The sequence below is a fragment of the Maritimibacter sp. genome (assembly GCF_016774595.1).
GTDB lineage: Bacteria > Pseudomonadota > Alphaproteobacteria > Rhodobacterales > Rhodobacteraceae > Maritimibacter > Maritimibacter alkaliphilus.
The window spans coordinates 1,017,475-1,040,187 of the sequence record NZ_JACBWT010000002.1 but is presented as its reverse complement, the minus strand read 5'-3'; the positions used below and the strand labels follow the sequence as shown (position 1 = coordinate 1,040,187).

At 65.6% G+C, this 22,713-nt stretch carries 14 protein-coding genes; 2 read left to right on the top strand and 12 right to left on the bottom strand.

The window, feature by feature from the left end; translation table 11 throughout:
• Positions 1-305: 305 nt before the first annotated feature.
• From HOY44_RS16230 to HOY44_RS16195, 8 genes are all read right to left on the bottom strand, one after another.
• On the bottom strand, positions 306-1,481 hold the full coding sequence (locus HOY44_RS16230) for a cytochrome P450 (RefSeq protein ID WP_287436086.1): 1,176 nt from the start codon (positions 1,479-1,481) through the stop codon (positions 306-308).
• Positions 1,478-2,683 carry a cytochrome P450 gene (locus tag HOY44_RS16225; protein WP_287436084.1) on the bottom strand — a complete coding sequence of 402 codons (1,206 nt, stop codon included), beginning with the start codon at positions 2,681-2,683 and terminating at the stop codon, positions 1,478-1,480. The genes HOY44_RS16230 and HOY44_RS16225 overlap by 4 nt, the downstream gene beginning before the upstream one ends.
• Entirely contained in the window at positions 2,656-3,933 is a 1,278-nt protein-coding gene (locus tag HOY44_RS16220; protein WP_287436082.1) for a TRAP transporter large permease, read from the bottom strand. The genes HOY44_RS16225 and HOY44_RS16220 overlap by 28 nt, the downstream gene beginning before the upstream one ends.
• Positions 3,934-3,936: 3 nt before the next feature.
• Complete coding sequence (locus tag HOY44_RS16215) at positions 3,937-4,452, bottom strand: TRAP transporter small permease (RefSeq protein ID WP_287436080.1); 516 nt, start codon at positions 4,450-4,452, stop codon at positions 3,937-3,939.
• 61 nt (positions 4,453-4,513) lie between these two features.
• Positions 4,514-5,527 (bottom strand): TRAP transporter substrate-binding protein DctP, encoded by a 1,014-nt coding sequence (dctP, locus tag HOY44_RS16210; RefSeq protein WP_008329960.1) that lies wholly within the window; start codon positions 5,525-5,527, stop codon positions 4,514-4,516.
• 35 nt (positions 5,528-5,562) lie between these two features.
• Entirely contained in the window at positions 5,563-6,696 is a 1,134-nt protein-coding gene (locus HOY44_RS16205) for a CaiB/BaiF CoA transferase family protein (protein WP_287436077.1), read from the bottom strand.
• Positions 6,697-6,752: 56 nt separating this feature from the next.
• Entirely contained in the window at positions 6,753-8,018 is a 1,266-nt protein-coding gene (locus HOY44_RS16200; RefSeq protein WP_287436075.1) for a 2-hydroxyacyl-CoA dehydratase, read from the bottom strand.
• Complete coding sequence (locus HOY44_RS16195) at positions 8,018-8,959, bottom strand: hypothetical protein (RefSeq protein ID WP_287436073.1); 942 nt, start codon at positions 8,957-8,959, stop codon at positions 8,018-8,020. Before HOY44_RS16195 ends, HOY44_RS16200 begins: the two co-directional genes overlap by 1 nt.
• Positions 8,960-9,066: 107 nt before the next feature.
• Here HOY44_RS16195 and HOY44_RS16190 point away from each other — a divergent pair, with 107 nt between their 5' ends.
• The gene (locus tag HOY44_RS16190; protein WP_171042980.1) at positions 9,067-9,564 is read left to right on the top strand and encodes a MarR family winged helix-turn-helix transcriptional regulator; all 498 of its coding nucleotides are present in this window, start codon (positions 9,067-9,069) and stop codon (positions 9,562-9,564) included.
• 14 nt (positions 9,565-9,578) lie between these two features.
• Here HOY44_RS16190 and HOY44_RS16185 read toward each other — a convergent pair whose 3' ends face one another.
• The 4 genes from HOY44_RS16185 to HOY44_RS16170 form a co-directional block, all read right to left on the bottom strand.
• Positions 9,579-13,556, bottom strand: coding sequence for a hypothetical protein (locus HOY44_RS16185; protein ID WP_287436070.1), 3,978 nt, complete (start codon positions 13,554-13,556; stop codon positions 9,579-9,581).
• Entirely contained in the window at positions 13,546-14,568 is a 1,023-nt protein-coding gene (locus HOY44_RS16180) for a peptidoglycan-binding domain-containing protein (protein ID WP_287436067.1), read from the bottom strand. Before HOY44_RS16180 ends, HOY44_RS16185 begins: the two co-directional genes overlap by 11 nt.
• 191 nt (positions 14,569-14,759) lie before the next feature.
• The gene (locus HOY44_RS16175) at positions 14,760-15,782 is read right to left on the bottom strand and encodes a Gfo/Idh/MocA family oxidoreductase (RefSeq protein ID WP_287436066.1); all 1,023 of its coding nucleotides are present in this window, start codon (positions 15,780-15,782) and stop codon (positions 14,760-14,762) included.
• Positions 15,779-17,362, bottom strand: coding sequence for a GMC oxidoreductase (locus HOY44_RS16170; RefSeq protein ID WP_287436064.1), 1,584 nt, complete (start codon positions 17,360-17,362; stop codon positions 15,779-15,781). The genes HOY44_RS16175 and HOY44_RS16170 overlap by 4 nt, the downstream gene beginning before the upstream one ends.
• Positions 17,363-17,674: 312 nt before the next feature.
• Here HOY44_RS16170 and HOY44_RS16165 point away from each other — a divergent pair, with 312 nt between their 5' ends.
• On the top strand, positions 17,675-22,693 hold the full coding sequence (locus HOY44_RS16165) for a cadherin-like domain-containing protein (protein ID WP_287436062.1): 5,019 nt from the start codon (positions 17,675-17,677) through the stop codon (positions 22,691-22,693).
• The last annotated feature ends 20 nt before the right edge of the window (positions 22,694-22,713 follow it).

The window sequence follows — 22,713 nt, the reverse complement described above, 5'->3', positions numbered from 1 at the left end:
CCGCAAATTCATTGATAAAATAAGTGTCAAAACGCCGGAAAATGGCGCCTACTCAGCACTCACCCAATACGGAGAGTGTAAGGTTCGTATCTGATCCCGCAATAACTTTGCGATTAACCTTTTGGGTAATGAACGGCGGGATTGTCCAATTCATCGGCATACCGTCCGACGTTTGGGCGGAATGGAGCGCGTTCGGCGAAGCCTTACCGTTTAGCCAGCCAGCGGCAATTGCAGTCCCGTCTTGCGGGGTCCGGGCCGCTCCGCGCGGGCCAAGCGCCTGACACGAACGGCTCGCTCGTCCTCCCCTACACAACCACATCGAACGCTACGCTGAGGGGGCCGTATTCCGGCCAATTGGTCATTTCGATCCCGCCGCGCTGTTCGAGGCGCAGGGTCTTCTGCGTCAACTGCCGCAGCGTTTCGCGCAAAAGCACGCGGGCCAGCGGGGCGCCGGGGCACATGTGCGGACCGCGACCGAAGGTCAGAAGGTCGCGCGCTTCGCGGTCGAGCCGGTAGGTATCGGCCTCGGGGAACACCTCCTCGTCCCGGTTGGCCGAGGTGAACACGATTGCCACCGGGTCACCCTTGGCGATGGGGCAGCCCGAGATCTCGGTATCCTCCCGCGCCGTGCGGGCGAAGCCGCGATAAGGCGTGTAAAGGCGCAGAAGTTCCTCCAGCGCCTCCGGCACCAGATCGGGATTTTCGGACAGCTCGGCGTGGTGTTCGGGATGACGTGCCAGATGCACCGCCATGGAGCCGATGAAGGTCGTGGGCGCGATGATCCCGACCAGCAGGAATTGCCGGAGCGCGCCGAGGATCAAGTCGTCGGCCAGCGGTTCGCCATCGACACGCACCGCAAGCAGGCTCGCGGTCGGGTCTTGGTCGGGGTCGCGCGGGTTGGCGTGGCGGTCCGCGATCAGGTCGGCGGCGATGTCGTAAAGCTCGTCCGACTTCTGGCGCAGCAGGTCGAAGTCCTGCCGTTGGAGCGCCATGTTGAATTCGGCCCCGACCTCGCGGATCAGTTCGGCCTTGTCCGGCGACAGGTTGAAGAACTCGGCCAGCAGCGCGATGGGCAGAAGGAACGAGAAGTCCTTGCAGATATCGCCCCCACCCGCCGCGATCCACGGGTCGAGGAAGCGCGCGACCATGGTTTCGAGCCGCGGCTCCCACTCGGACAGGCGGGCCGGTGTCAGAAACCGCTGGATCGCATTGCGGTAGGGCGTATTCGCGGGCGGGTCGAGGTGAAGCGGCGGGCGGCGCTGTGTCGTCGCCACACGCGGCACCACGTTCTGCACCGTCGTGGTGAACATCTGCCAGTTCTCCAGCACCGCTTTCGCGTCGGCGTGCTTGGTCACCGCCCAGAACCCGCCCATGTCGTCGGACCACGCGACCGGGCAATGGCTGCGCAACTCGGCGAACAGCGCGTGCGGGCTGTCGAAATCCTCGGATTCGGGAACCTTGAAATCCACCTTGTGGGTCATGCGTCACCTCGCATGTCGAGCGTCAGGGTGTTGATGCCGAATTCGGTCCAGCGGCCCCATGTCGGCGTTCCCACGACCTTCAATCCGGGCTGCGCGATCAGGACGTCGGTCATCGCGTCCACTTGCAATTTCGCCATCGCCTGCCCCATGCACATATGCGTGCCGTAGCCGAAGGTGATGTGCCGGTTCGGGCTGCGGCGCGGGTCGAAGGTTTCGGGGTCGTCGAAGGCGCGCGGGTCGCGGTTGGCCGAAGCATAGTTCATCGCGACGGGCGTGCCCTTGGGAATGAACGTGCCGTTCAGCACCGTGTCCTTCGTCGCCACGCGGGCAAGGCTCTGGTTCGCCGGATAGAACCGCAGGATTTCATCGCGGAAGGTCGCTTTCACCTCGGGCTCGTCGCGCAGAAGCTGTGCGTGCTCAGGGTTGGTGGCCAGGTGCCACGCCAGCGAATTCATCAGGCAGCGCGACGCGATGTGCCCGCCGACCAAAAGCAGCCGCACCATGCCCGCAAGCTCGGTCTCGGAAAACGGCTCGCCCTTGCCGGGATAGGCCATGATCGAAGAGACCATGTCCTCCTCCGGGTCGCGCGGCTCCTCCATCCGGCTTTGGGCCAGTTTGATGGCGAAGGCATCGACGCCTTTGGACATGCGGGCGGCGGTGCCCATGTCGCGGTTCTGGATCGCGTGAACATAGGTCGCCGACAGCCGCCCGATCTCAAGCGACTCCTCGGTGTCGAAGCCGACGATCAGGCCAAGCGAGCCCTGACTCATCGGTTCCCCGATCTGTTCGGGGAAGTTGACCTGCGCTGCGTCTGCCTCCTTCGCATCCGCGACCAGTCGTTCGACGAGGTCGCGCAACTGCGGCTCGAAGGTCTTGATCTTGTTGGCCTTGAAAGACGGGTTCATCGCCTTGCGATACCGCTCGCTTTCGGGCGGGTCTTTCTGCAACGGCAGGCGCGGCAGGCCGAGCTTCGGCGACGCCGGCACGATGGACAGCTTGGTCGCGGTGAACGTCTCGGGGTCTTTCTCGACCGTCAGAATGTCGTCGTAGCGCATCACGGTGAAGAACCCGCCCCAGTTGTCGCTCCACGCGACCGGGTGGCTTTCGCGCAGCGCACGCCAGACCGCCGGATAGGTCTCGATGGTCTCCGGGTCATGCGGGTCCCAGACGGACCTCAGTTCATCAATCTGTTCGGCAGCCATAGGGTGATCTCCGGAACATAGGTGATAAGGATGAGGAAGCACGCCATGATCAGGACGAACGGGATCATGCCGCGTATGGCCTCCGACATCGGCGCCTTCGAGATCGACGACAGAACGAAGAGGTTCAGGCCGATCGGCGGGGTGAGGAACGCGATCTCCATGTTGACGATCAGCACGATGCCGAAGTGCACCGGGTCGATGCCCAAAGGCCCCAGCACCGGCAGGATGATCGGCGTCACGATCAGCATGACCGCGATGGCGTCGAGGAACATGCCGAGCACGAGCATCACGATGTTGAGCGCGAGCAGGAATTGCCAAGGCTTCAGGTCCTGCCCGATGGCGAATTCGACCAGTTTCGTCGGCACGCCCGAGCCAGTGATCCAGTGGGCGAAGAGCAACGCGAACATGACGATGAACGACACGGCCGAGGCGGCTTTCATCCCCTCGGCGGTCATCGCGAACACGTCCTTGAGCGACACTTCGCGGTAGACGAACACGGCGACCAGCATACTGGCCACGGCCGCGACGCCCGCGCTTTCGGTCACGGTGGTGTAGCCGGAATAGATGCCCACGAAGACGAAGAGCGGGATCGCGACGGCGGGGATCGCCTTCAGGTTCTTGCGGATGAACTCCTCCCGCGTCGCGCGCACGCCGGAGGCATAGCCCTTGCGCCGGGAATAGAACATGACCCAAGCGGCAAGCAGCATCGCCTGAATCAGGCCCGGCACGACGCCCGCGATGAACAGGCGCGGCACGCTTTCCTCGGCGATCAGGCCATAAAGGATCATCGACAGCGACGGCGGGATCAGGATTCCCATCGTGCCCGACGCGCCGACGAGGCCCAGCGCGAAGGGTCGGTCGTAGTTGCGCGCGACCATGGCCGGGATCAGGAAGGTGCCCATCGCCATCGCGGTCACGACGGAGGAGCCGGAAATGGCGGCGAACAGCGTGGTCGCGATCACCGCGACCAGCCCCAGCCCGCCCTTGAAATGGCCGACCCATGTTTCCGCCGCGTCGATGATGATCCGCGCGATCCCACCCTTCTGCATGAAGGTGGCCGCGAGCACGAAGAACGGCACCGCCACGAAGGTGGGCGAGTTGAGGCCGGAGACCGTATGGGCGGCGGCATCCATCAGGGGCCGCCCTTCGATCGCGATCATGATCATCGCGGTCGCGCCGAGTGCCACGAAGATCGGCGCGCCGAGCGCCATGAGGAGGAGCATACCCCCGAGGCCGAAAAAGGCGTCCATCGGTTATTCCCCCCGGTCCGGCGCGTTCGACAGATGGCCGAACGGGCGCTGGCCGTTCATCAGCATGAGCGCGCAGCGTATGAGGATCAGCGCCATGCCCAAAGGCAACGGCAGGAACACAGCGAACCCCTGCGGCGCGCGCAGGGACGACCCGGAGCGTTCATCGAGAAGGTTGGCGAATTCGTAAGCCTGCCAGCCGTAGATCAGCATGATCGCTATGAAGCCGATCGACAGGATCGACATCGCCCAGCCAAGCACCCGCCGCAGTCGGGGGCTGAGGGCGGCGATGAACACTTCGGTGTGCAGGTGACGATCCTCCTGCACGATGGCGGCGCCTGCCAGCACGGTGGCCCAGATGATGAAGTAGATCGACACCTCGGTGGCCCAGTCCACCGCATAGGCGGGGGCGACGATCCGTAGGAGACCGCCGCCAAGGAACACCGCGAGCGCGATGATGAGCAGAGCGCCGATCAGAACGGTCTCGACCCGAGACCACAGGTTGAGAATTCGGGGGATCATTCGATACCTGTCGGAATTACGGTCGCGCCGCCCCCATGTCCGAAGCGGCGCGAAAGCCTTGTCACATCGAGCCGTCGAGCGCCTCGGTCACGCGCCCGATGAAGTCGGCATCCATGCCGCCGTCGGCCACGATCTTGTCCTGAAGCTCGATCAGCGCGGTCCGCTTTTCGGCCACCATCTCGGGGTCCGCATCGACCACGGTCACGCCGTTCGCCGCCAGCGTCTCGCGCGCCGACGCCATTTCTTCGGCGGCATGGGCCGCTGCCCACTGACCCACTTCGGCCCAGGTGTCGCGGATGATGGCCTGCTGGTCTTCGGACAACTTGTCCATCGTCGCTTGCGACACGACCGGCATGTAAAAGCCCCAACCCGCATTGTCCGCGAAGACGTTCTTGATACCGGATTCCCACAGCTTGCCGCCGATGATGGTCAGCTCCGTCACGCCGCCCATGCCGTCGATCTGGCCCTGGCTCAGAAGCAGCGGGATCTCGGAGCGGCGCGCGGCCTGCGGCGAGCCGCCCATTTCCTTGAGCACCGCAACCACGACCGGCGACGGCGGGGTGGCGAGTTTCAGGCCCGCCAGATCGTCATAGCTGTCCACGGCGGTTTCGGTGGTGAACGCCGTGTGCTGAGGCGCGAACAGGAAGGCCGCCCCCGGCACGTTGATGCCCTTCTTCGACAGCATCTCGCCCATTTCGTCGGCAATCGGTCCGTTCAGGATCGCGTTGGCCTCCTCCGCCGTGCGTCCGAAGAAGAGCGGCAGGATCGAGAACGACAGGTTTGGCTCGAACTGGCTCATGGTCACGTTGGCCTGGATCGACATATCCAGCGCGCCCGAGGCGAGCGCCCGGATCGCGTCCGCCGACTTGTAAAGCTGTGCCGCCGGGAACACCTCGACGGTCATTTCGCCGCCCGAGGCTTCGGAAATCGCCTCGGCCCAACGTTCGGCTGCAAGGTTGCGAACGTGGCCCGGCGGGGTTTCCACCGACAGCCGAAGCTCGGTTTCGGCAAAAGCCGCGCTGCCTGCGGTCGCAAGCAGGGCGCCAAGCACCGTGGTCTTGATGAAGTCCTTCATGTTCTCCTCCCTGAAGGTCGTTGAATGTGAGCGGTTCAGACCGCCGTCTCTGCTGTTATCTCGTTCTGGGCGCCCAGTTCGGGAGCCCCCTGATCAGTTCCCGGCCCGCCGGTCGCAAGCCGGAAGCCCGCGTTCAGCACCCGGTCGCCCGCGATGTCGAGGAACAGGTCACGCTCCGCCAGATGCGGCATCGCCACAGTTTCCGCGATATCCATCACCCGCGCCGCCGACAGACCCGCCGCACGAAATGCGTCCTCCCATTCGGCCGCGTCGCGGGTCTCGAACGCGGCGGCGAGGTGAACGCGCATCGCGTCCGCGTTCCGCAGCCGGTCGATCCGGGTCGCGAAGCGCGGATCGTCCAGCACGTGCGCCACGCCCAGAACGTCCAGCATCTTGGCGATGTGGTGATCCTCGACCGCGCCCACCGTGATCTCGCCCGTCTTGCAGGCGAAGGTGTCGGCGGTCGGCGACCGGCTGAACCCCCGGTTGCCGGTGCGCACGTGCTGCTGCCCGGCCATGAGAAGCGGATTGACCACCGAGGACAGCATGACCAGCGTCGCGTCCAGCATCGCTACATCCACGTTCTGACTTTCGACCAGCCCGCGTTCCTTCTGGATGATCGCGGTCTGGATCGCGAAGGCCGCGAGCAGGCCGGAATACGTGTCGACGATGGGAAAGCCGATCCGCATCGCGGGATCGCCCTCGTTCCCCGACAGCTTCATGAGCCCCGACAGGCTTTGAACGATCTGGTCGATCGCGGCCACATCGCGCATCTCGCCGGTCTGGCCGAAGCCCGAGACCGAGCAATAGATCACGCCCGGGTTCAGCGCCTTGGCCGCCTCGTATCCCAGCCCGAGCCGCTCCATCACACCGGGCCGGAAATTCTCGACCACGATGTCGGCTTCGGCGACCAGCCGCTGCGCGGCCGCCAGCCCATCGGCGGACTTCAGGTCGAGCGACACGCTTTCCTTGCCGATGTTGATGCCGCGAAACGCGGGCGCCATGCCCCACTCTTCCCGATTGGGGGAGTAATTGCGCAGGAGGTCGCCAGTGGGCGTTTCGATCTTGATGACGCGGGCACCGTTCAGGGCGAGGAAATGAGTCGCAAGGGGACCGGCCACGACGTGGCTGAAATCGACGACGGTGTAGCCCTCAAGCGCACGTGTCAAAACGCGTCCTCCCTATTTATGTATCTTTGTGAACTATTATCGGCCTGTCAATGCCATTATGTCGCACCCCTCACACGGCGGATGCCGTCGATCACATCCGCCTTGGCGCGCGCGCCGTTCCATTTGCGCGCATCCACCATGTCGGCGTGGATTTCGACGACTTCGACCCCGGCTTCCCGCAAGTCCTCGGTGATGAAGTTGGTGGCATAACCCGACGGACGGTCGGCTTCGGGCACCAGAACCACGGCAAGGTCGATCCGGTAGTCGCGCGCCTGTTTCACCAGCCACGCATTTGCCCAGGGTGCCTGATGCAACTGCTCGTTCATCGTCACCACCCGCGCGGCGAGTGCGCGCAGATAGTCGCCCTTGGACCGCCGCACATACCCGTCGGCTGCAAAGGGCAAATACATCGACCACGCAAAGACCGCGCCGAACTCTTCTTCGAAGGCGGTGTAGAACTTGGTGTCGAACCACAGCCCCGCGCCGATCCACATCATGCGCACACGTTCGTCGTCGACCACCGCGCGCCCCGCCGCGATCCGCTCGCCCACCGCATCGCGGAAGCGTTCGGCATGGCCCACGGCCCAGTCCGAGCCGCGGTGCCACTGCGGGATCATCACGTTCGGGATCTGCTCGCCGATCCTGACCGGCATCCGCTCGGCCGCCGCGATCATCCGGCTCGCCTCTTCGAAGATCAGCTCCTGCTTCTCGATCTGCTCCATGTAGGCCCCGAAGCCTTCGTGGTCGAACCGGCGCCCGGTGATCTCTTCGACGTCCGCGATCAGGTCGGTGATCTGCGCCTGCATCAGGTCGAGCCGTGCGGTGCCGTAAAGCGCCTCCCAATCGTCACGGGCCCGCACCCACCAGTCGTTCAGGTTCTCCGCCGCTGCGGGTGAATGCAGAAGCGCCAGACGCGCCCCGGCCTTGTCCGCATACATCTGGAACAGTCGCTGCTGGTCGTCCGAGGACTGCCGGGCACACAGGATCGCAGGATCGGGCAATCCGCCCCACGGCTGCTTGTCCGGGTCGCCGTCCAGCGCGGAAATCACGCCCATGGCCGAGTATTTCGCAAGGCTGTCGTGAAACCCCATCGCGGCGCCGCGATCAAGCGTGTAGGTGGACAGTTGCTTGGCCGCGATCACGGACGACCACCATTGGTTCACGACCACCGGCATGTCCATCGCGTGAAAAATCTCATGCGGCGTGTCGGCGTTGACGAAGGCGAACTTGGCCCCGTTCTCGATCCGCGACCGCAGGGACCGGGTCCAATCGCGCTGGTATCCCATCGCCTCGGCGGAAATGGCGAGCGGTTCATAGGCCATCAGACGCCCGCTCCGATCACGATGGCACTGGGCTCCGGCCAGCGCGGCAGAAACCCCAGATCGGTGAAGCCGACGCCCAGATCGGCGCAGAGCGCGCGCACCTGCGGCATCAGCCACCCCCAGAGATCGTCATGCGCGTCGACCTGCCAGACCACGCGGTCGATCCGATGCTCGCTCAGGAGCTCGGCGACGGCGGGAAGGTAGAGCGGCTTCGGCTGCCGCGCCGCGAACGGGTTCGCGGCCTGTGCCCGAAGCGCGTCGGGCAGGCCCGTGCCCCGCGCTGCGTGAGCCTGATCGAGGGCCTGCTGGTCAATGGCGAGCGTGCCCAGCGCGTCGAGCGCCGCGTGCAGAACGCCATTTCCGAGGGGGGCGCCCAACAGGGCGAACCTCGGCCCTTGGGCCGCGTAAGGCGCTGCCTTCGCCATCCTACCCGCCGCGACCCCGGCCCTTGTGTCGAACGCGTTTTCGCCAGAGACCTCCCCCGCGGACTGGGCCTGCACGAGGAAATCGAACGCGCCCGCGTGACCCTCGGCCCCCCGCTCCGCGACCCATCCGAGGCGGCCGAGCGTCTCGGTCAGCCGGTCGAGTTCGGCCCGGTTGAAGCGATCCGCCGCCGCGTGATCCGCAGGCAGGATGTTGAGCATGATGGGGGTCGGGGCATGGGCGGGCATCACCCCCCGGCGGGCAAGCTCGAACGCATATTGGCAGGCGATCATCGCGCCGGGGCTTTCGCGCAGAAAGATGATCGCGTCGAGATCGTCGAATTCCCCGGCCACCATGCCACGCAGGACCGAGGCCGCGAACGGGTCCATGAACGGTTCGATGTAACGGTCGGCGGCTGTGGGGCTTTGCGTGCGATGAAGGGTGACATCGACCGGCACCAGACCGATGGACGCGAATACGCCATATGGCGCGCCGAAGCCGAAAACGCCTGTTCGCACGGTGTCCTCCCTCACAATATCGTTCACTAAATGAACTGTCTCGCTGCGTCAATCGCTTGCAATCGCCCGGCAGATTGGAGACGTTGCTGGAACGTGGAGGACGCGAAGTGAGCGATAACCAGAAATCAGCCAGAACCCGAGTCATTCTGGGGCCGCTGGCACGGGACCTGCCGTTCATGACGCGCAACCTGCATTCCATGCTGCGGTCGTTCGGCGCGTCGATCCGGGGGCCGCTCCAGCTTGAATCCGGTTCCATCGGCATCCTCAGCCTGATCTGGGTGAACCCCGGCATTTCGCAGAACGATCTGGCCGAGAACCTCGCCATGAAGAAATCGGCGGTCGCCAAGCTGGTCAAGTCGCTCGAAAAACAGGGCTGTCTCGAACGGGAACGGGTGCCCGGCGACCGGCGCATGAACGCGATCACGCTGACCTCCAAGGGCCATGCCATGATCGCTTCGATCCGCGAACTGTCGATGCCGCTCAACGACGAAATCGTCGAAGGCATCGCCGAGGACGATCTGGAAGCGTTCTTTCGGGTGCTCGAAAAGCTGCACAACCGGCTGGCCGACCGCGTGTCGATCAGCCCGTCGTCGCAGGACGACTGAGCCCCAAGGGGCGGTCAGCGCCGCGCGGTCCAGTCCGAGGTATAGGTCGCGGTCGGACAATCGGGTTCTTCCGGCTCGTCCTCTTCGATCATGCCGAGCGACGTGGCCCCCGCGATCGCACCGCCGATGGCCGCGCCGATCCCCGACATGGCGCAGACCATGTCCGGCATCCGGACCGACCCCTGCGCCTCGAGCGTGCCACCGCGCGCCCGTGCGTCGTAATCCACCGACACCGTGACACCGTCTTTCGTGATGGTGCCCTGAAGCTCGAGCACGTCGCGCGAAACCCGGCCCGTGATCGGCATTTGGTCGCTCTCGAACAACAGGTTGCCCGTCGCCACGCCATTCCGCACCGTGACATCGACGTTGACCGGCCACGGAAAGGTCTTTCCGTCCCCGGTGATGAGGATCTGGCCGGAGCCGCGCCAGCGCCCGTCGAGGTCGTCGCTGTCGCCCGACGTCGGGCGGCTGGTCGTGGGCGGCGGGGTTCGGGTGACCGACTGTTCCTCGGCCTGCGCGCAGTCGCGCTGTGCCTGTGCCACTCGCGTGCGCGCCCGGTCGAGGGCGGCGACGTTGAACGCGATCTCGTCGAGCCGCGCGGCAAGCGCCGCAAGATCGCCGGAACAGGTGCCGACCGCGCGGTCGACCTCGGCCAGCGCGCTTTCGATGGTCGCGACCGCCGCGACCGCCCCTTGCACGCGGCCGCGCTGTTCGGGGCAGTAGGTCAGCGCCTCGTCCATGTTGGCCAGCACCGAAGCCTCGTCCAAAAGGCTACGCGCTTCGGACCAGTTCGACCGATCCACAGCCGTGGTCACGTAGCCCTCCATCCGCGACAACTCGGCACAAGGGTCCGAAACAGTGGGCGGTGCCGCAGGGGTCGCACAGTCCTGCTTCGCCGCTGCGATCCGGCCCAGCGCGGTCTTGAACCAGAGGTGCCCTTCGAACCGCGCTGTCGCCTCGATCTCATCCAGTCGCGCCATGTCGCACCCGGCGACCGCCGATGTCAGGTCGCGTTCCAGACCCCTCAATTTCGCGATGTTGGACAGGCCCAGATCGACCCGGTCGAGAAGCCCGTCGCAATGCCGCCCCCGGACCAAGAGGTCGGTCTTGAGCTCGGCCAGCGCGGTCTGGGCCGGGACCAGTTTGTTGTCGCGGTAGTCGGCCCGGGCGCTGTTCAAGCGGGCGAGGAAGCCGTTACAGGCCGCCTGCTGCGCCGCGACCCGATCCGCCTCTTCCCGTGCACGCGCTTGCGCGCAGCGCGTCTTGCCTGCGGCGATCCTGTCGATTTCGACCTGAAACAGCGGATGGTCCCGCCCCGCGCTCGCCGCCGCCAGCCGATCCATGAGCGCGGTGTCGCAGACGGTGATCGCATCTGTGACCTGCGCCGAGAACGCCTCCAGCGTGGCGATCTGCTCCAATCCCTGTTCGGCGCGATCCGCGTAGGCCGGGCACAGGGGCGGCGTGGCGCCGCGCGACTGGTCGAGGACACGGGTGAGCCCGGCCCGTGCGGGCCCCAGCCGGTTAGCCCGGTAGTCGCCACGCGCCGTCTCAAAGGTCGCGATGAGCGATGACGCTTGCCGGACCTGATCGGACAGGGCGGTCAGCCGCACCCCGGAAAGCCCCGCGATCTCGGCCGCCGCACGCGACAGGGCCGCCTGATCGCAGGAGGCCAAGGCCGCCCGCGCCGCGTCGGCCACGCGTTCCGCCTGCGCGACGCGATTGCGCAGATCGGCGAGACGGTCGGCAAGCGGCGGGTCGCACAACGCGCCCTGCCCCGTCGCCCCGGCATGGGGATCGAGGCGTTGGGCGACACGGTTGAAGGCGGGCGTGTTGCCGGACAGAAGCTGAGCCTCGGTTTCAAGGATGCCGCGTTCGAGGGCGAGGCAGGCGGCCAGAACCTCGGGGTCCGGGGTGTCCGGTTCGGGTTGCTCCGGCTCTCCGGTGGTCACGGGGGGTGGTGCGGGCTCCGGCGGCGTGGCCCCCGTCTCGGGGGTCTCGGCTTGCGGCACCGGCACCGTCAGCACGATGTCCGTGCGCGCGGTCGTGCCGCCGTCCCGACGCTCGTAGAAAAGCGCGTTGCGCCGGACATAGCCGCGCCGGAACCGTTCGGTCGGCCCGCGCCCCGACGCTGTTTCGGCAGAGGCCGACACGACCGGGAAAGACCCGGCGGACAAGGCGGTGATGGTGAAGCGGCCCGCGGCATTCGCCTGCCACGCCTCGCATCCGCGCACTTCTTCGCCATTCGCGACCGACACGTCGAGGATCGCGCCGGGCACCGGCCGCCCGTTTTCGTCACGCACCCGGCCCTCGAGGATCACGACCGACAGACCGCCGATCTTGTCGGCGAGGTCCAGATACGTCTCCATCGCGTCGCCGCCGCGTCGCACACCGGGGCCGAAGCCGCCCTCGAACGCGACGAAGGAGGCGGCGATGACCTTGGCCAGCCTGTCGCCTCCGACCGCGAGGGGGCGGACCAGCGCCTCGGGCGTCTCACCCACCGCCGCGGCAGCGGCACCGACGATCTGGTCGAGCGAACAGCGGTCGCCGGGTGCGACGAGGGTGCGCAGGGCAGCCATACCGCCTTCGATCTCGTCGACGATATCGCGCGCTTCCTGCATCAGCGCCAGCGGACCGCCCGGCGGCGAGGTGTTGTAGACCGACCCGATCAGGTTCACGTGACCGTCCGGGTCGCGCACGATGGGATAGCCAAGCTCGGCACCGGCGTCGATCAGGTCCATCGCCGCGAGAACGCCTGCGCGCCCCGTGCCATTCGTGCCTTCGAGGAACGTCGTGCCGTTGTAGAAATAGTAGGTGGCGTCTTGCGCGCCCTGCGTGACGTAGATGTGCTTGAACGGCCATGTGCCGTATTTCATCGGGCAGGCGAGCAGGCCCTTGTCGTTGAAATACTGCGCCTTGGGGTCACGCGACGGCACGCCGACCCCAAGGCAGAAACCGTTGCGCTGGTTGATCTTCTGTTCGAGCGCCAGCGTGGCGGCCAGCAGTTGCTCGGCCGCATCAACATAGGCGATGACGATGTCGCCCATGAACTGCGTCAGCGGTCCGCCAACGGTGCCGGCCACTTCGCCCCCGATCCGCATGAGGCCGAGAAAGCCCTGAACCTGACTGACCGGCTCGTTCGTGCCCACGGCGGAATAGATGACCGCCGCCGCTTGACCGAGTTGATAGGTCTCGTTGATCGCGCGCAATTGGCCCTCGTTCGCCTTGAACCTGTCCATCCATTCGCCGGACAGCCCGACCTTTTCCAACGCATCCGCGGTGGGCGTGTCAGGAGGCGAGGCGTCCAGTTCCTGCCCGGCGCGAAGAAGTTGGTTCACGCGGGTCTGCGCTGTATCCGCCAGACCGCGCAGCCCCGCGATGATTTCGGCGGACTGGCCGTTCGTCAGGTCGACATAGGTTTTCCATGCCGACAACAGCCATGCCCGGTCTTCTCCGGTCGTGAAATAGGCCAACGCATAGGCCTGCGCTTCCGCCGGGGCGTCGTTCAGCCACTCGACCGCCATCGCGTCCATCTCGGGCGACCCCGGCGCGTATTTCGCCTGCGCCTCGGGCGGGAGGATCGCGTAGAGCTGTTCCGCCACGAATTTCCAGAACCCGCCGGTCAGTTCGGCAACCTGACGGTCGACGGTCGCGTTGATCTGGGTCTGGACGTCGGTGATGGGGCCTGTGACGGCGTCGGTGATCTGGCCCACCCATTCGTCCTTCTTCTCGTTGCAGAAATGCAGGAAGAACGGCTCGGTATCCAGAACGCCGCCGTCGAACCGAAGCTCGGTCTCGGCAAGCCGCGACGACAGCGCTGCATAAAGGTCGCCGCAAGGATCGACCGGATAGCTGATCTTGACCGCGTTCGGTCGGCCCACGCCCTCCAGCACGCTCGCGAAACGGGTCTGCGCGGTCGCGGGCAGGCTTGCGCACAGGGACACCGCGAAGATGACGCAGGCAAACGCCGCCCGGATGACCGACCTAGAAATCATCGAGGCTACCTGCCCCCAGCAGGTCGTCGGCGCCAGACGTATCGGTCGCGGCAGGCGCAGGGGTCGGGGCGGGTGCGGGCGTCGGCGTGGCTGCGGGCGGCGTGCCGCCGGGCGGTCCGATCATGTCGTTCATATCGATCAGATCCGCCGGGTTCGCGGCGGGGCGCGTCGCGGCGATGCGGCGGATAGCAGCCTGCGTGCCGCTGCCGATGATCCCGTCGATGGCCCCGGTGTAAAGGCCCATGCGCCTGAGTTCCATCTGGATGCCCTTGCAGAACTCGACCATATCGCGGCACTCCCCCCGTGCGGCACGCCCCTCGCCCGCCTGCGCGAGGATCGTGGGATCGGCCACGCGCTCATAGGCGCGCACGGCAAGGAACCCAGCGAAATGATCGAAGACGGGCTGGTTTCGGCGCTGGCCCTCGATCCGGAAAGAGCGGAGCAACTGCTGGGTCTCAAGCACATCGCCGTTCGACACCCGATAGAGATACCAGTCCATCACGCCGGGACGCTGATAGAACGTCTCGTCGTCCAGTGGCGCGCCGAGCGACTGCGCGACACGGCGGATTTCGCTTTCGTCGTAGATCGCCGCGCTCGCCTGGCCGGTCGCCGCGCCGGGGGCCGGATCGCCACCGAACCCCACGCAGTCGATGATGTCGTTCTCAAGCGCCATGTCGAGCATGTCGGGCGGCAGGAGTTGCGCTTGCCGGGAGGTGATCGACGTGAAGAACGACAGCGCGCGCGAGTTGTTGCGCGCCGCGACGACACGCCCCTGCATCTCGGATTTCGCACCCACGTAGTCCTTGCAATAGGCCACATAGGGCGTATTGCCCTGCCCCGCGTCGAACAGAATCCAGAACATTTGCCGGGTCGGCAGATACTGTTTGATCGCGGCCCTTGCGTCGCTCAACCCGGGGAAATCGCTGGGTTTGTTCTGTGCAATTAGCGGTGTCGAAAGCGTAAAGGCCCACGCCGCGACGACGAATGGCAAATGCCGAAGAACGGACGTCATACAATAATCCCCCTCGAGTCCCGACCCGAACCGTGAAAACGCACGGCAGGTTCAGGTTAGCACGGGATCGTTAAATGACGAAATCAGACGTTGGACTGTCAGGGCACAGGGGCTGGCCCGGCCGTTGAAACCATAGGCAGGACATTTGCGATGTTCGGGTGCAGGCGCGTTCCGGTCGCGACCAAAGGCCCCTATCCACGCCGGGCGAGCACGGCGCGCAGAAGGCTGGTCTGACCGCCGCCCGCACCGAAATCGCGGAACCGCTTCAGGCGCTCGACGACCGTCGTGGCGACGAAATCGTAAAGGCCATCGGTGATGTCGTACTCCACCTCGCCGGCGATCAGGTCTTCGATCAGCCGAGCATACCCCCGGATCTTGAGCCGGTTTATCATGGACGGATCCTCGAGATACGCCAGCGGCAGGGATGCCATATGGTCCTCGACCGGATCGGACGGCAGGGGCGTTCCGTCGAGCGTGGTCGGCTGATGCCAGCCCGACGGGTCTTGCGGAAAGCCAAGGACGTGGCCGGTGCCTTCGCCGTCGAAGCCGGGGTCGTTGGAAACCCAGCCCGTCGTGCCGCTGACCGAGATGACCCCGTTGTCGTAGTCGCGCGGCATGATCGTGACGCAGCGCACCCCATTGCCGGTCACGATGTCATAGGTGGCCTTGCCGTTCTTCGTGGTCGCTTTCATGGAGCGAAACCAGCGCGACCCCGCAAGCGCCCGCAAGGTCGCAAGGCCATGGTACCGATAGCTCATCCGATCGAGCGTGATCCGTTTCGGGTCACCGATCGCGCCGCTGGCGACAAGATCGCGGATGGCGAGGATCGGCGACAGCTTGATCCAGTCTTCCCCGACAATGACCGATTTGAAGCCCCGAAACATGCGCGACTTGATGAGGTCGGACAACCGCAGGGGCGGCGTGTCCATGACGACGGACATGGTCTTTTTCCCCGGCACCGCGTTCAGCGCGTCGAGCACCTTTCGGATCGCAGCCGGTTTGACGGCGACGATGACGATATCGACGCCGTCGAAGTGTTTCGCCTCCAGCGACGTGATCGTCTGCACCTCGCTGCCGTCCGGCAGGGGCACGGCGCGTGGCTTACGGGAATGGATGCCGGCCAACTCGACCGTGTCGCCCAGCGCGAGGATGGCGGGAAGAACCGTCGACCTGACGCGCGTGCCTGCGCCCACGATAGCGATTTTCGGTGTCATAACAGCTTTTCCTTGAGGCGGTCCGCCAAACGAATGGACAGGGCCACGATTGTGAATGTCGGGTTGCCGAAGCCGCCGGTCGGAAACACCGAAGACCCGGCGATATGCAGGTTCGAAATACCATGCACGCGGCAATCCGGATCGACAACCGAGGTTTCTGGCCGCGCGCCCATCCGCGTCGTGCCCATGTGATGCGATGCACTGGAATAGGGCAGGTCCGCGGCTTCGGGCCTTTGCCCCGCCGTCCAGATGAGCGTTCCCGCGCCGGTCTCCGCAAGCAGGGCCTGAAGCTCGTCGTGAAGTTCGAGGACCGAGTGCAACTCGGCCTCAGACGCCTTCCACCGGACTTTCGCAAGCGGATGCCCGAGCGGATCGGGGTTGTCCGACAATGTGACCCGGTTTTCGGGATCCGGTGCCATTTCGATGTGATAATTGATCTGAAAGGTCCGGTCCGGCCCCCTGAGCCCCGCTTTCTTCGTCAGGAGGAACCAGAGATACCGCACCGCAAGGCCCTTTGGCACCTTGAAGACATCGCGCAAAAGCTCGCGATAGAGTTTCACCCGTGTCGGACGATGCCGGATCAGCACGAGCGTTGAAAACAGCTTTCGGATATCGTCGGTCGGCACCACGTCGAGCGCCGGTCGCCAGACGAAATAGGCATTCACGAGCCGCCCCTTCTCGCGAATGCGCCGCGCCATGTAGGAGCCGACGTCCATCCGGTCGCGGCCATTCGACGGGATCGCCATGCCGAGATCGTCGGGAAAGGTCTTGCCAGGGGCCAGAACGACTTTCGCGACATTCCCGCTGGGGTGATCCATGTAGAAGCGTCCCACGTTGTCGTGGGCATTCCCGACCCCGCCTTCGATCTGGCTCTTGGACGCCAGCAGAAGCCTTGCGTTCTCGATACCGCCCGATGCCAGAACATAGTCGCGCGCAATCACCTGAAACGCGGTCTTGCCGCGCAGAGTCCGGGCCTTGAGCGCGGCGACACCCGAATGATCGTCGGTCAGAACGATCTCCGTCGCCGTGCAGTTCAGATAGACCGCAATGGTTTCGCTGTTCGCGGCGACCTTGCCGACGGTCTGGCCGAAATCGAGCTGGTTCTTCCCAAGCCAATAGACCGAAGCGGGCTTCAGACGCCGCGCGCCCGCGTCGCCTTCGGTGGGGGCGGTCCACTGCGCGAAGTCCTCGGGCGCCGGACCCTTGTGACGGCGCGAGGCACGCTCGTAATAGGGGGCCAACTCCTCCGGCGTGATCGGCCACCCGCTCCGCTCGATCCACGCGGCACCTTTCAGGTCTTCGGGCATCAACGGAAGCCATTTGCCGGACCAAGCGGTCGTCGATCCGCCAAACTGCCGTATCCGCGCGTTGCGCGGCACGGCTTTCTCGACGCTTTCCGTATCCGAAAAGACCTGCGCGTCCTTGTCGCGGCCTATATCCCCCGTTTCGAGAATTGCTATCTTCAGGCCGGTCCCGGCAAGCTCGTCCGCTAGGGTCAGGCCCGCCGCGCCCGCTCCGACGATACAAAGGTCAACTTCGATGCTGGCCGGAACGTCGGCGGTGTTGGCTTGAAATATCATTGCAGGATCGGTTTTAGGTATGTTCCGGTTTCGGTCAACGGGGAAAACGTCGCGCTCGCCGGGGCGCGTGCCGTCACCCGCGTGGCCGGCGCGCAAGTGATGCCCGCGCAGGCAATCGCCCACGGGACGGGCGGCACGCGCATCAACGCAGAGCGCGCACATCCGGACCACGGGGTGTGATGACCGTTCTCTAACCCCCGGCAAACCGTCAGGCGTTCCGGCGACCGCTTCCTTGATCGAACCCGGTTATCGGGCCATAGTTACCGGATTGTTTCAGGCTATTGGAACGGAGCATTCGAGCCGGGGGGCCTATTGTCAGATTTAACGAGCCTGCGGGCTTTCGATACATTCGACATTTCATTTTCGAGCCTGGGGGGCGGCAACCTGTTCGCGGCCCTGTCCGAGGCGGAATACAGTTTGGGACTGGCCGACCTCATCGACCCGAGCTTCGATCTGTTCGACATTCCCGAAGGGTCCGGCCTCGTCAGCGGGTCCGCCACGGCCAGCTTCGATACCGGCGTCGTCTATACCCCGGCCTCAGCCCTGAACACGGGCGCGGTGAGTTACGACCTCAACCTCTTCTACCTCGGTGACCATGAACGGCTGAACGACGCCGATGTCACCTTCGCCTTCGGCAGCAACACCGCGGCGGCACAGTTCACGGGCGAAGTGTTCACCTCGGATCTCAAGGCCGAACTCTACCTCGACGGTCAGGTCGACTATTCGAACGTAAAGGCCCATCTGCCGTGGTTCGAAACCGGCGAAAGCTACGACATCGGCTCCGGCTCGGTCAGCCTTGCCGATGCGACCGGCGAGGAATGGCGGCTGACGCTGTTCGACACCGCCGATTACCTGCCCGACATGGCCAGCAACACGCAGATCGTGGCGGTCGATGGGCTGATCGACATTATTCTGAACCCGCTCAACGCGACGCCGGTCGATGTAGCCTATGCACCGGGCGAGAGTGCCGGGACGTCGGGCGGCGCACCCATCATCGACCTGACGGTCAAATCCGGCCCGCTGATCGACGCGCAATTCGACCTCGACGCCCTCGCGCAGACCCTTGGCGCCTTCGTCGCCGCCACCGTGCCGACCGGCGGTATCGGGGGCGAGGCGCTGGCGAAATACGTGGAGCTATTCGGGTTCATCGACGTGCTGGAGGTCGACGTCTTCGACACGACGCTCAAGCACCTCGCCATACCCGCGCGACTTCGCGACAAACTCAAGGACGCCTACGACGCCCTGCCGCTGGCCCCGAATGCCGAGGTGGTCGTCTTCGATTCCACCTTCAACCTCGGGCTGGAGCTGTTGCAGGATATCCGGTTCGAACCGGGCGAGATCGAGTATCAGGTGACGGTCGGTGACGTGACGCGGATCGCGACCCTGTCGGACCCGATGACATTCACCGATGCCGAACTCGACGCGCTGGAACCCGGCGAACGCCCGACCGTGCAATTTAGCATGACGGGGACTTTCACCAGCGATCTCAGGCTGGCCCCGGTCATGTCGCTAAGCGCGACCGCCGGGCAGGCGAAGTTCCAGATCAAGACGGTCTCGCTCAGTAACCCCGGCGAGGTGTTCTCGCCCGACGCCGTCATCTCGAACTTCGTCTCCGAGGCGCTCTGGGCCGAGCAGGTGCCGGACGGTGGACTGAACTTCCTCGACGTCATCAAGCTCGACAGCCAGAGCCGTGAGGTCACCCTGACGACCGGCCCGTTCGACCTGCCCTACCAGCTGACACTGATCCGGGAGGTGCCGGTGCCGGAGGGGTCGCCCGTGCTCGTCACGCTGGCCGACCCGGATGCGGAAGGCACCCCCGGAAATGACGAGATTCGGGTGCTCGGCGGCGATTTCTCGGGCTTCACGGCCGGCGACACGATCACCATGCGCGGCGGCCAAGGCGACGACATTCTGCGCGAAGCACCGGCGGTCGCGACCGTCGTGCAGGACGGCGGACCCGGCAACGACTACATCGAGGCGATCGGGACCGTGACCGGCGGCACGGGCGACGACACGATCGAGGTGGTGTTCCATAGCGCGGGCGCCATCGTGGACACGGGCGAGGACAACGACCGCGTGTTCACCGCGCTGTCAGGCGGCGGCACCGTCACAACGTTGCGCACCGGGGCGGGGTCAGACCGGGTGGAGGACGTGGGTGCGCCCATCTCATCCACGCCCTTCGACCCGATCAGCGGTGTCGGCCTCGTCGATCTGGGCGCGGACGACGACCGGATGCAGGGCGGCGGGGCGATGATGCTAGTCCTCGGTGATGGTGACGACATCGTGGCGCGCGGCACCAACGGGCTCACCGCAATCGGCTGGGGACTGCTCGCGGGCGACGGCGACGATTCCGCGACCGTGCGCATGGCCGACAACGGGGTTTCGGGCAAGACGATCTCTGGCGGCATCGGGAACGACTGGCTCGAAGTCGTCGGTGATTTCTTCGACTTTCTGCCGCCCGCCCAGCGCGGCGTGTCGATCTTCGGCGAAACCGGCAACGACATCCTCAAACTCACGCAATTCACCGGCGAGGCCTTTGGAGGTGACGGCGACGACGAGCTGATCGGTCAGGCCTTCTCGCGTCTGGACGGGGGCGCGGACGACGACCGGATCACGGTGAGCGAGGCGATCTGGCTCGACATTTTCCAGCCCGACTATGCCGCCGCCGTGGCGGCCTCGGCCCTGACCGAAGTCGCGGGCGGCACCGGGCATGACGTGATCCGCATCGAATTGAGCGACGTGGACCTCGGACGGCAACGCGCGAGCGTCTGGGCCGAGGGCGGCGACGGCGCAGACATCATCATAGACCACTACTTCCGCGCCCATGACACCGCCTCGGGCTTCGACTTCATCGCCCAAAGCGACGACACGTTCCAAGGGGGGGACGGCGACGACATCGTGGCCGCGGGCGCTGGTGACGATACGGTCGACGGCGGGGCCGGCGCGGATGTGCTGACCAAGCTCGCGGGCAACCTGACGCTCGACGCGGGCAACGCTGACGACATCATCCATATCGCCACCAACAGGTATCTAGACCCGCAGAACTTCACATCGGACACGGTGATCGCCAATCGGGGTGGTATGGTCACGGGGCGCGTCGAAGGCGGCGCAGACACCGATACGCTGCGCGTCGATCTGAGCGGCCTCTTCCGCACGTCACCGGATTTCATCGCCCCCGGCGATGTGCGGTCCGGCCTGCGCGACTATCTTTTCGCGGACGAGCTGGACAGCGGCGTTCGGGTCGTTCCGACAGGCCTGAACGTGGTGTTCGACACCCTGACCGACGGCCGGATCGACTATCTCGACACGGGCGGCGGCATCATCGGCACCCTCGAATTCGCGAGCATCGAGTCCTTCGTGTTCGAAGGCATGGGCGAGGATGGGGTGCATCGCTTTCTGTCGCGCGGTGCGGTCGATTTCGACTTTTCGGCACTGGGCGCGGTGGATGTCGCCGAAACCGCAAGCACGGTACGCAATGTCACGAGTTACTTCGACCCCAACTTCGGCGTGTCCGGCGCGCGCGGCGAAGTCGTCAGCACGCTGCGCGACGTCGACCTCGTCGTCTCGGACAGCGCAGGCGCGATCCCCCTCGACATATCGCTGCTAGACGTCGTCGTTCACGAGCATCGCATCGCCTCGTCACCGGTCCATGGCACGACCGAGACCGAAACCGACTTCGACCCGGTGGGCACGAACCCCGCGCCGCGCCCTGCCCCGGACACGCTGACCCCGACCGTCACCGGCCATGTCACGGCACCCGTGCTGGGGGCCGGGTCCGCCGCGGTCGGCGTGCTGGCGAACACGGGCATCATTCTGAGCGTCGGCGACATACCCGTGACCGACAGCGACAGCGCGCCCGAGGATGTGTTCCTGCTCGTGGCGAACCGGCCCGAGATCGGGTTCATCGCCCTCGGCACCACGCTTCTGGATCAGGGAAGCGTCTTCAGCCTTGCCGATCTCGCCGCCGAACGGGTCGCCTATGTCCACACGTCCGGCAGCGCCACGACCACGGATCAGGTGCGGTTGGAGGTCTACGACCGGGACCGCCAGTTCGCCCGATCCGACTTCGGCGAGGCGGGGATTTTCCTGCTCGACGTGACGGTGGATCGTTCCCGCGCCGTGGGCGGCACGTTGAGCAGCCCGGCGCCCGGGGTTTATGAGACCGGCGACACGCTCCTCGAAATCGTGCTGACGACGGACGCGCCCTCCGTGGGGCCGCAATTCGTCGACCTCGCCTTCTCCGGGGCCGCCGCCCCTGCGTTCGACGGCCTGTTCGCCCGCATCCACATCGCCCATGGCGAGACGGAAGGTCGGGTCTACCTGCCGCCGGAACAGGCCATGTCGGTGGCTCAGGGCGCGCTGACGGTTTCGGTCGCCCATACCTCGCTCGGGATAGCGACGGGCGGTATCGCCGATCTCGTGCTCGACGTGGTGGCGGGGGACGGGCCGGCCAACCGGGTCGCGACCGCCAGCGAGGCCGAGAGCCTGACTCTCCTGCCGGGGCGCAACCTGATCGCGGGCACGCTGGACACGTTGCTCGGCGACACGATCCCCGGCTTCGGCGCGGACGACGCCATCCTCATCACCGACCGCGCGTTCACCCGTGCGAACGTGTCGGTGGATATCGACGGCACCCTCATTATCGACGTCGATAGGGACGGGACACCCGAAGGGCGCATCGCGCTTCCCCCGCTTTCGGACGGCGATTTTCTTGTTTCACGCGGCGCTGACGGCACCACGATCACCTTCGAGGCGCACCTTCCCGACCTGTCTGAGGGCGCGAGGGTGGACCCTGACGACATCAACGGCGTGACGGCCCCGGCGTTCTTTTCCGGGCACAATATCGGCGGCATGACGGTCACGTTCGAGGCGGGGGCGCTGTCCTCGGCCCGCAACAGCGTGGGCATCTACGAAATCGATCCGTCTGGCAACCTCGGCCATGTCGCAATTCTGGCCCGCGATGCCTGGACGGCCACCGGGCCGATTGCCCTGTCCGTCAGCACGCCCGAGAACGACATCGGGTTCTTCCTCGTCAAGGACGGCGCGCGCCACATCGAGGCCAGCGTGTTCGATGCCGACGCCTTCTCGTTCCAGCCAGATGGGTCGGGCGGCTTCCATCTTGCCAGTAACGGTGCCGCGCTCGACGGCCTTCGGGTGTTCTTCAGCCACGACCCGACGCTGAACCCAGATGGCGCGCACCATGTCGTCTCCGGCATTTCGTCCGATGGACGGGGCGCGATCCGGATCGGCTTCGAAGATCAGATGCGGCTCGGGTCGAGCGACGACGATTTTCAGGACGTTGTGCTTTACCTCGGCATCGACCCGCTGTGAGCCCCGCATCGGGTGCCAGC

Excerpts from the sequence above, each read along its gene's own strand:
- HOY44_RS16230 (WP_287436086.1), bottom strand. The coding sequence starts at position 1,481 with ATGACCCACAAGGTGGATTTCAAGGTTCCCGAATCCGAGGATTTCGAC.
- HOY44_RS16225 (WP_287436084.1), bottom strand. The coding sequence starts at position 2,683 with ATGGCTGCCGAACAGATTGATGAACTGAGGTCCGTCTGGGACCCGCAT.
- HOY44_RS16220 (WP_287436082.1), bottom strand. The coding sequence starts at position 3,933 with ATGGACGCCTTTTTCGGCCTCGGGGGTATGCTCCTCCTCATGGCGCTC.
- HOY44_RS16215 (WP_287436080.1), bottom strand. The coding sequence starts at position 4,452 with ATGATCCCCCGAATTCTCAACCTGTGGTCTCGGGTCGAGACCGTTCTG.
- dctP (WP_008329960.1), bottom strand. The coding sequence starts at position 5,527 with ATGAAGGACTTCATCAAGACCACGGTGCTTGGCGCCCTGCTTGCGACC.
- HOY44_RS16200 (WP_287436075.1), bottom strand. The coding sequence starts at position 8,018 with ATGGCCTATGAACCGCTCGCCATTTCCGCCGAGGCGATGGGATACCAG.
- HOY44_RS16185 (WP_287436070.1), bottom strand. The coding sequence starts at position 13,556 with ATGATTTCTAGGTCGGTCATCCGGGCGGCGTTTGCCTGCGTCATCTTC.
- HOY44_RS16180 (WP_287436067.1), bottom strand. The coding sequence starts at position 14,568 with ATGACGTCCGTTCTTCGGCATTTGCCATTCGTCGTCGCGGCGTGGGCC.
- HOY44_RS16175 (WP_287436066.1), bottom strand. The coding sequence starts at position 15,782 with ATGACACCGAAAATCGCTATCGTGGGCGCAGGCACGCGCGTCAGGTCG.
- HOY44_RS16170 (WP_287436064.1), bottom strand. The coding sequence starts at position 17,362 with ATGATATTTCAAGCCAACACCGCCGACGTTCCGGCCAGCATCGAAGTT.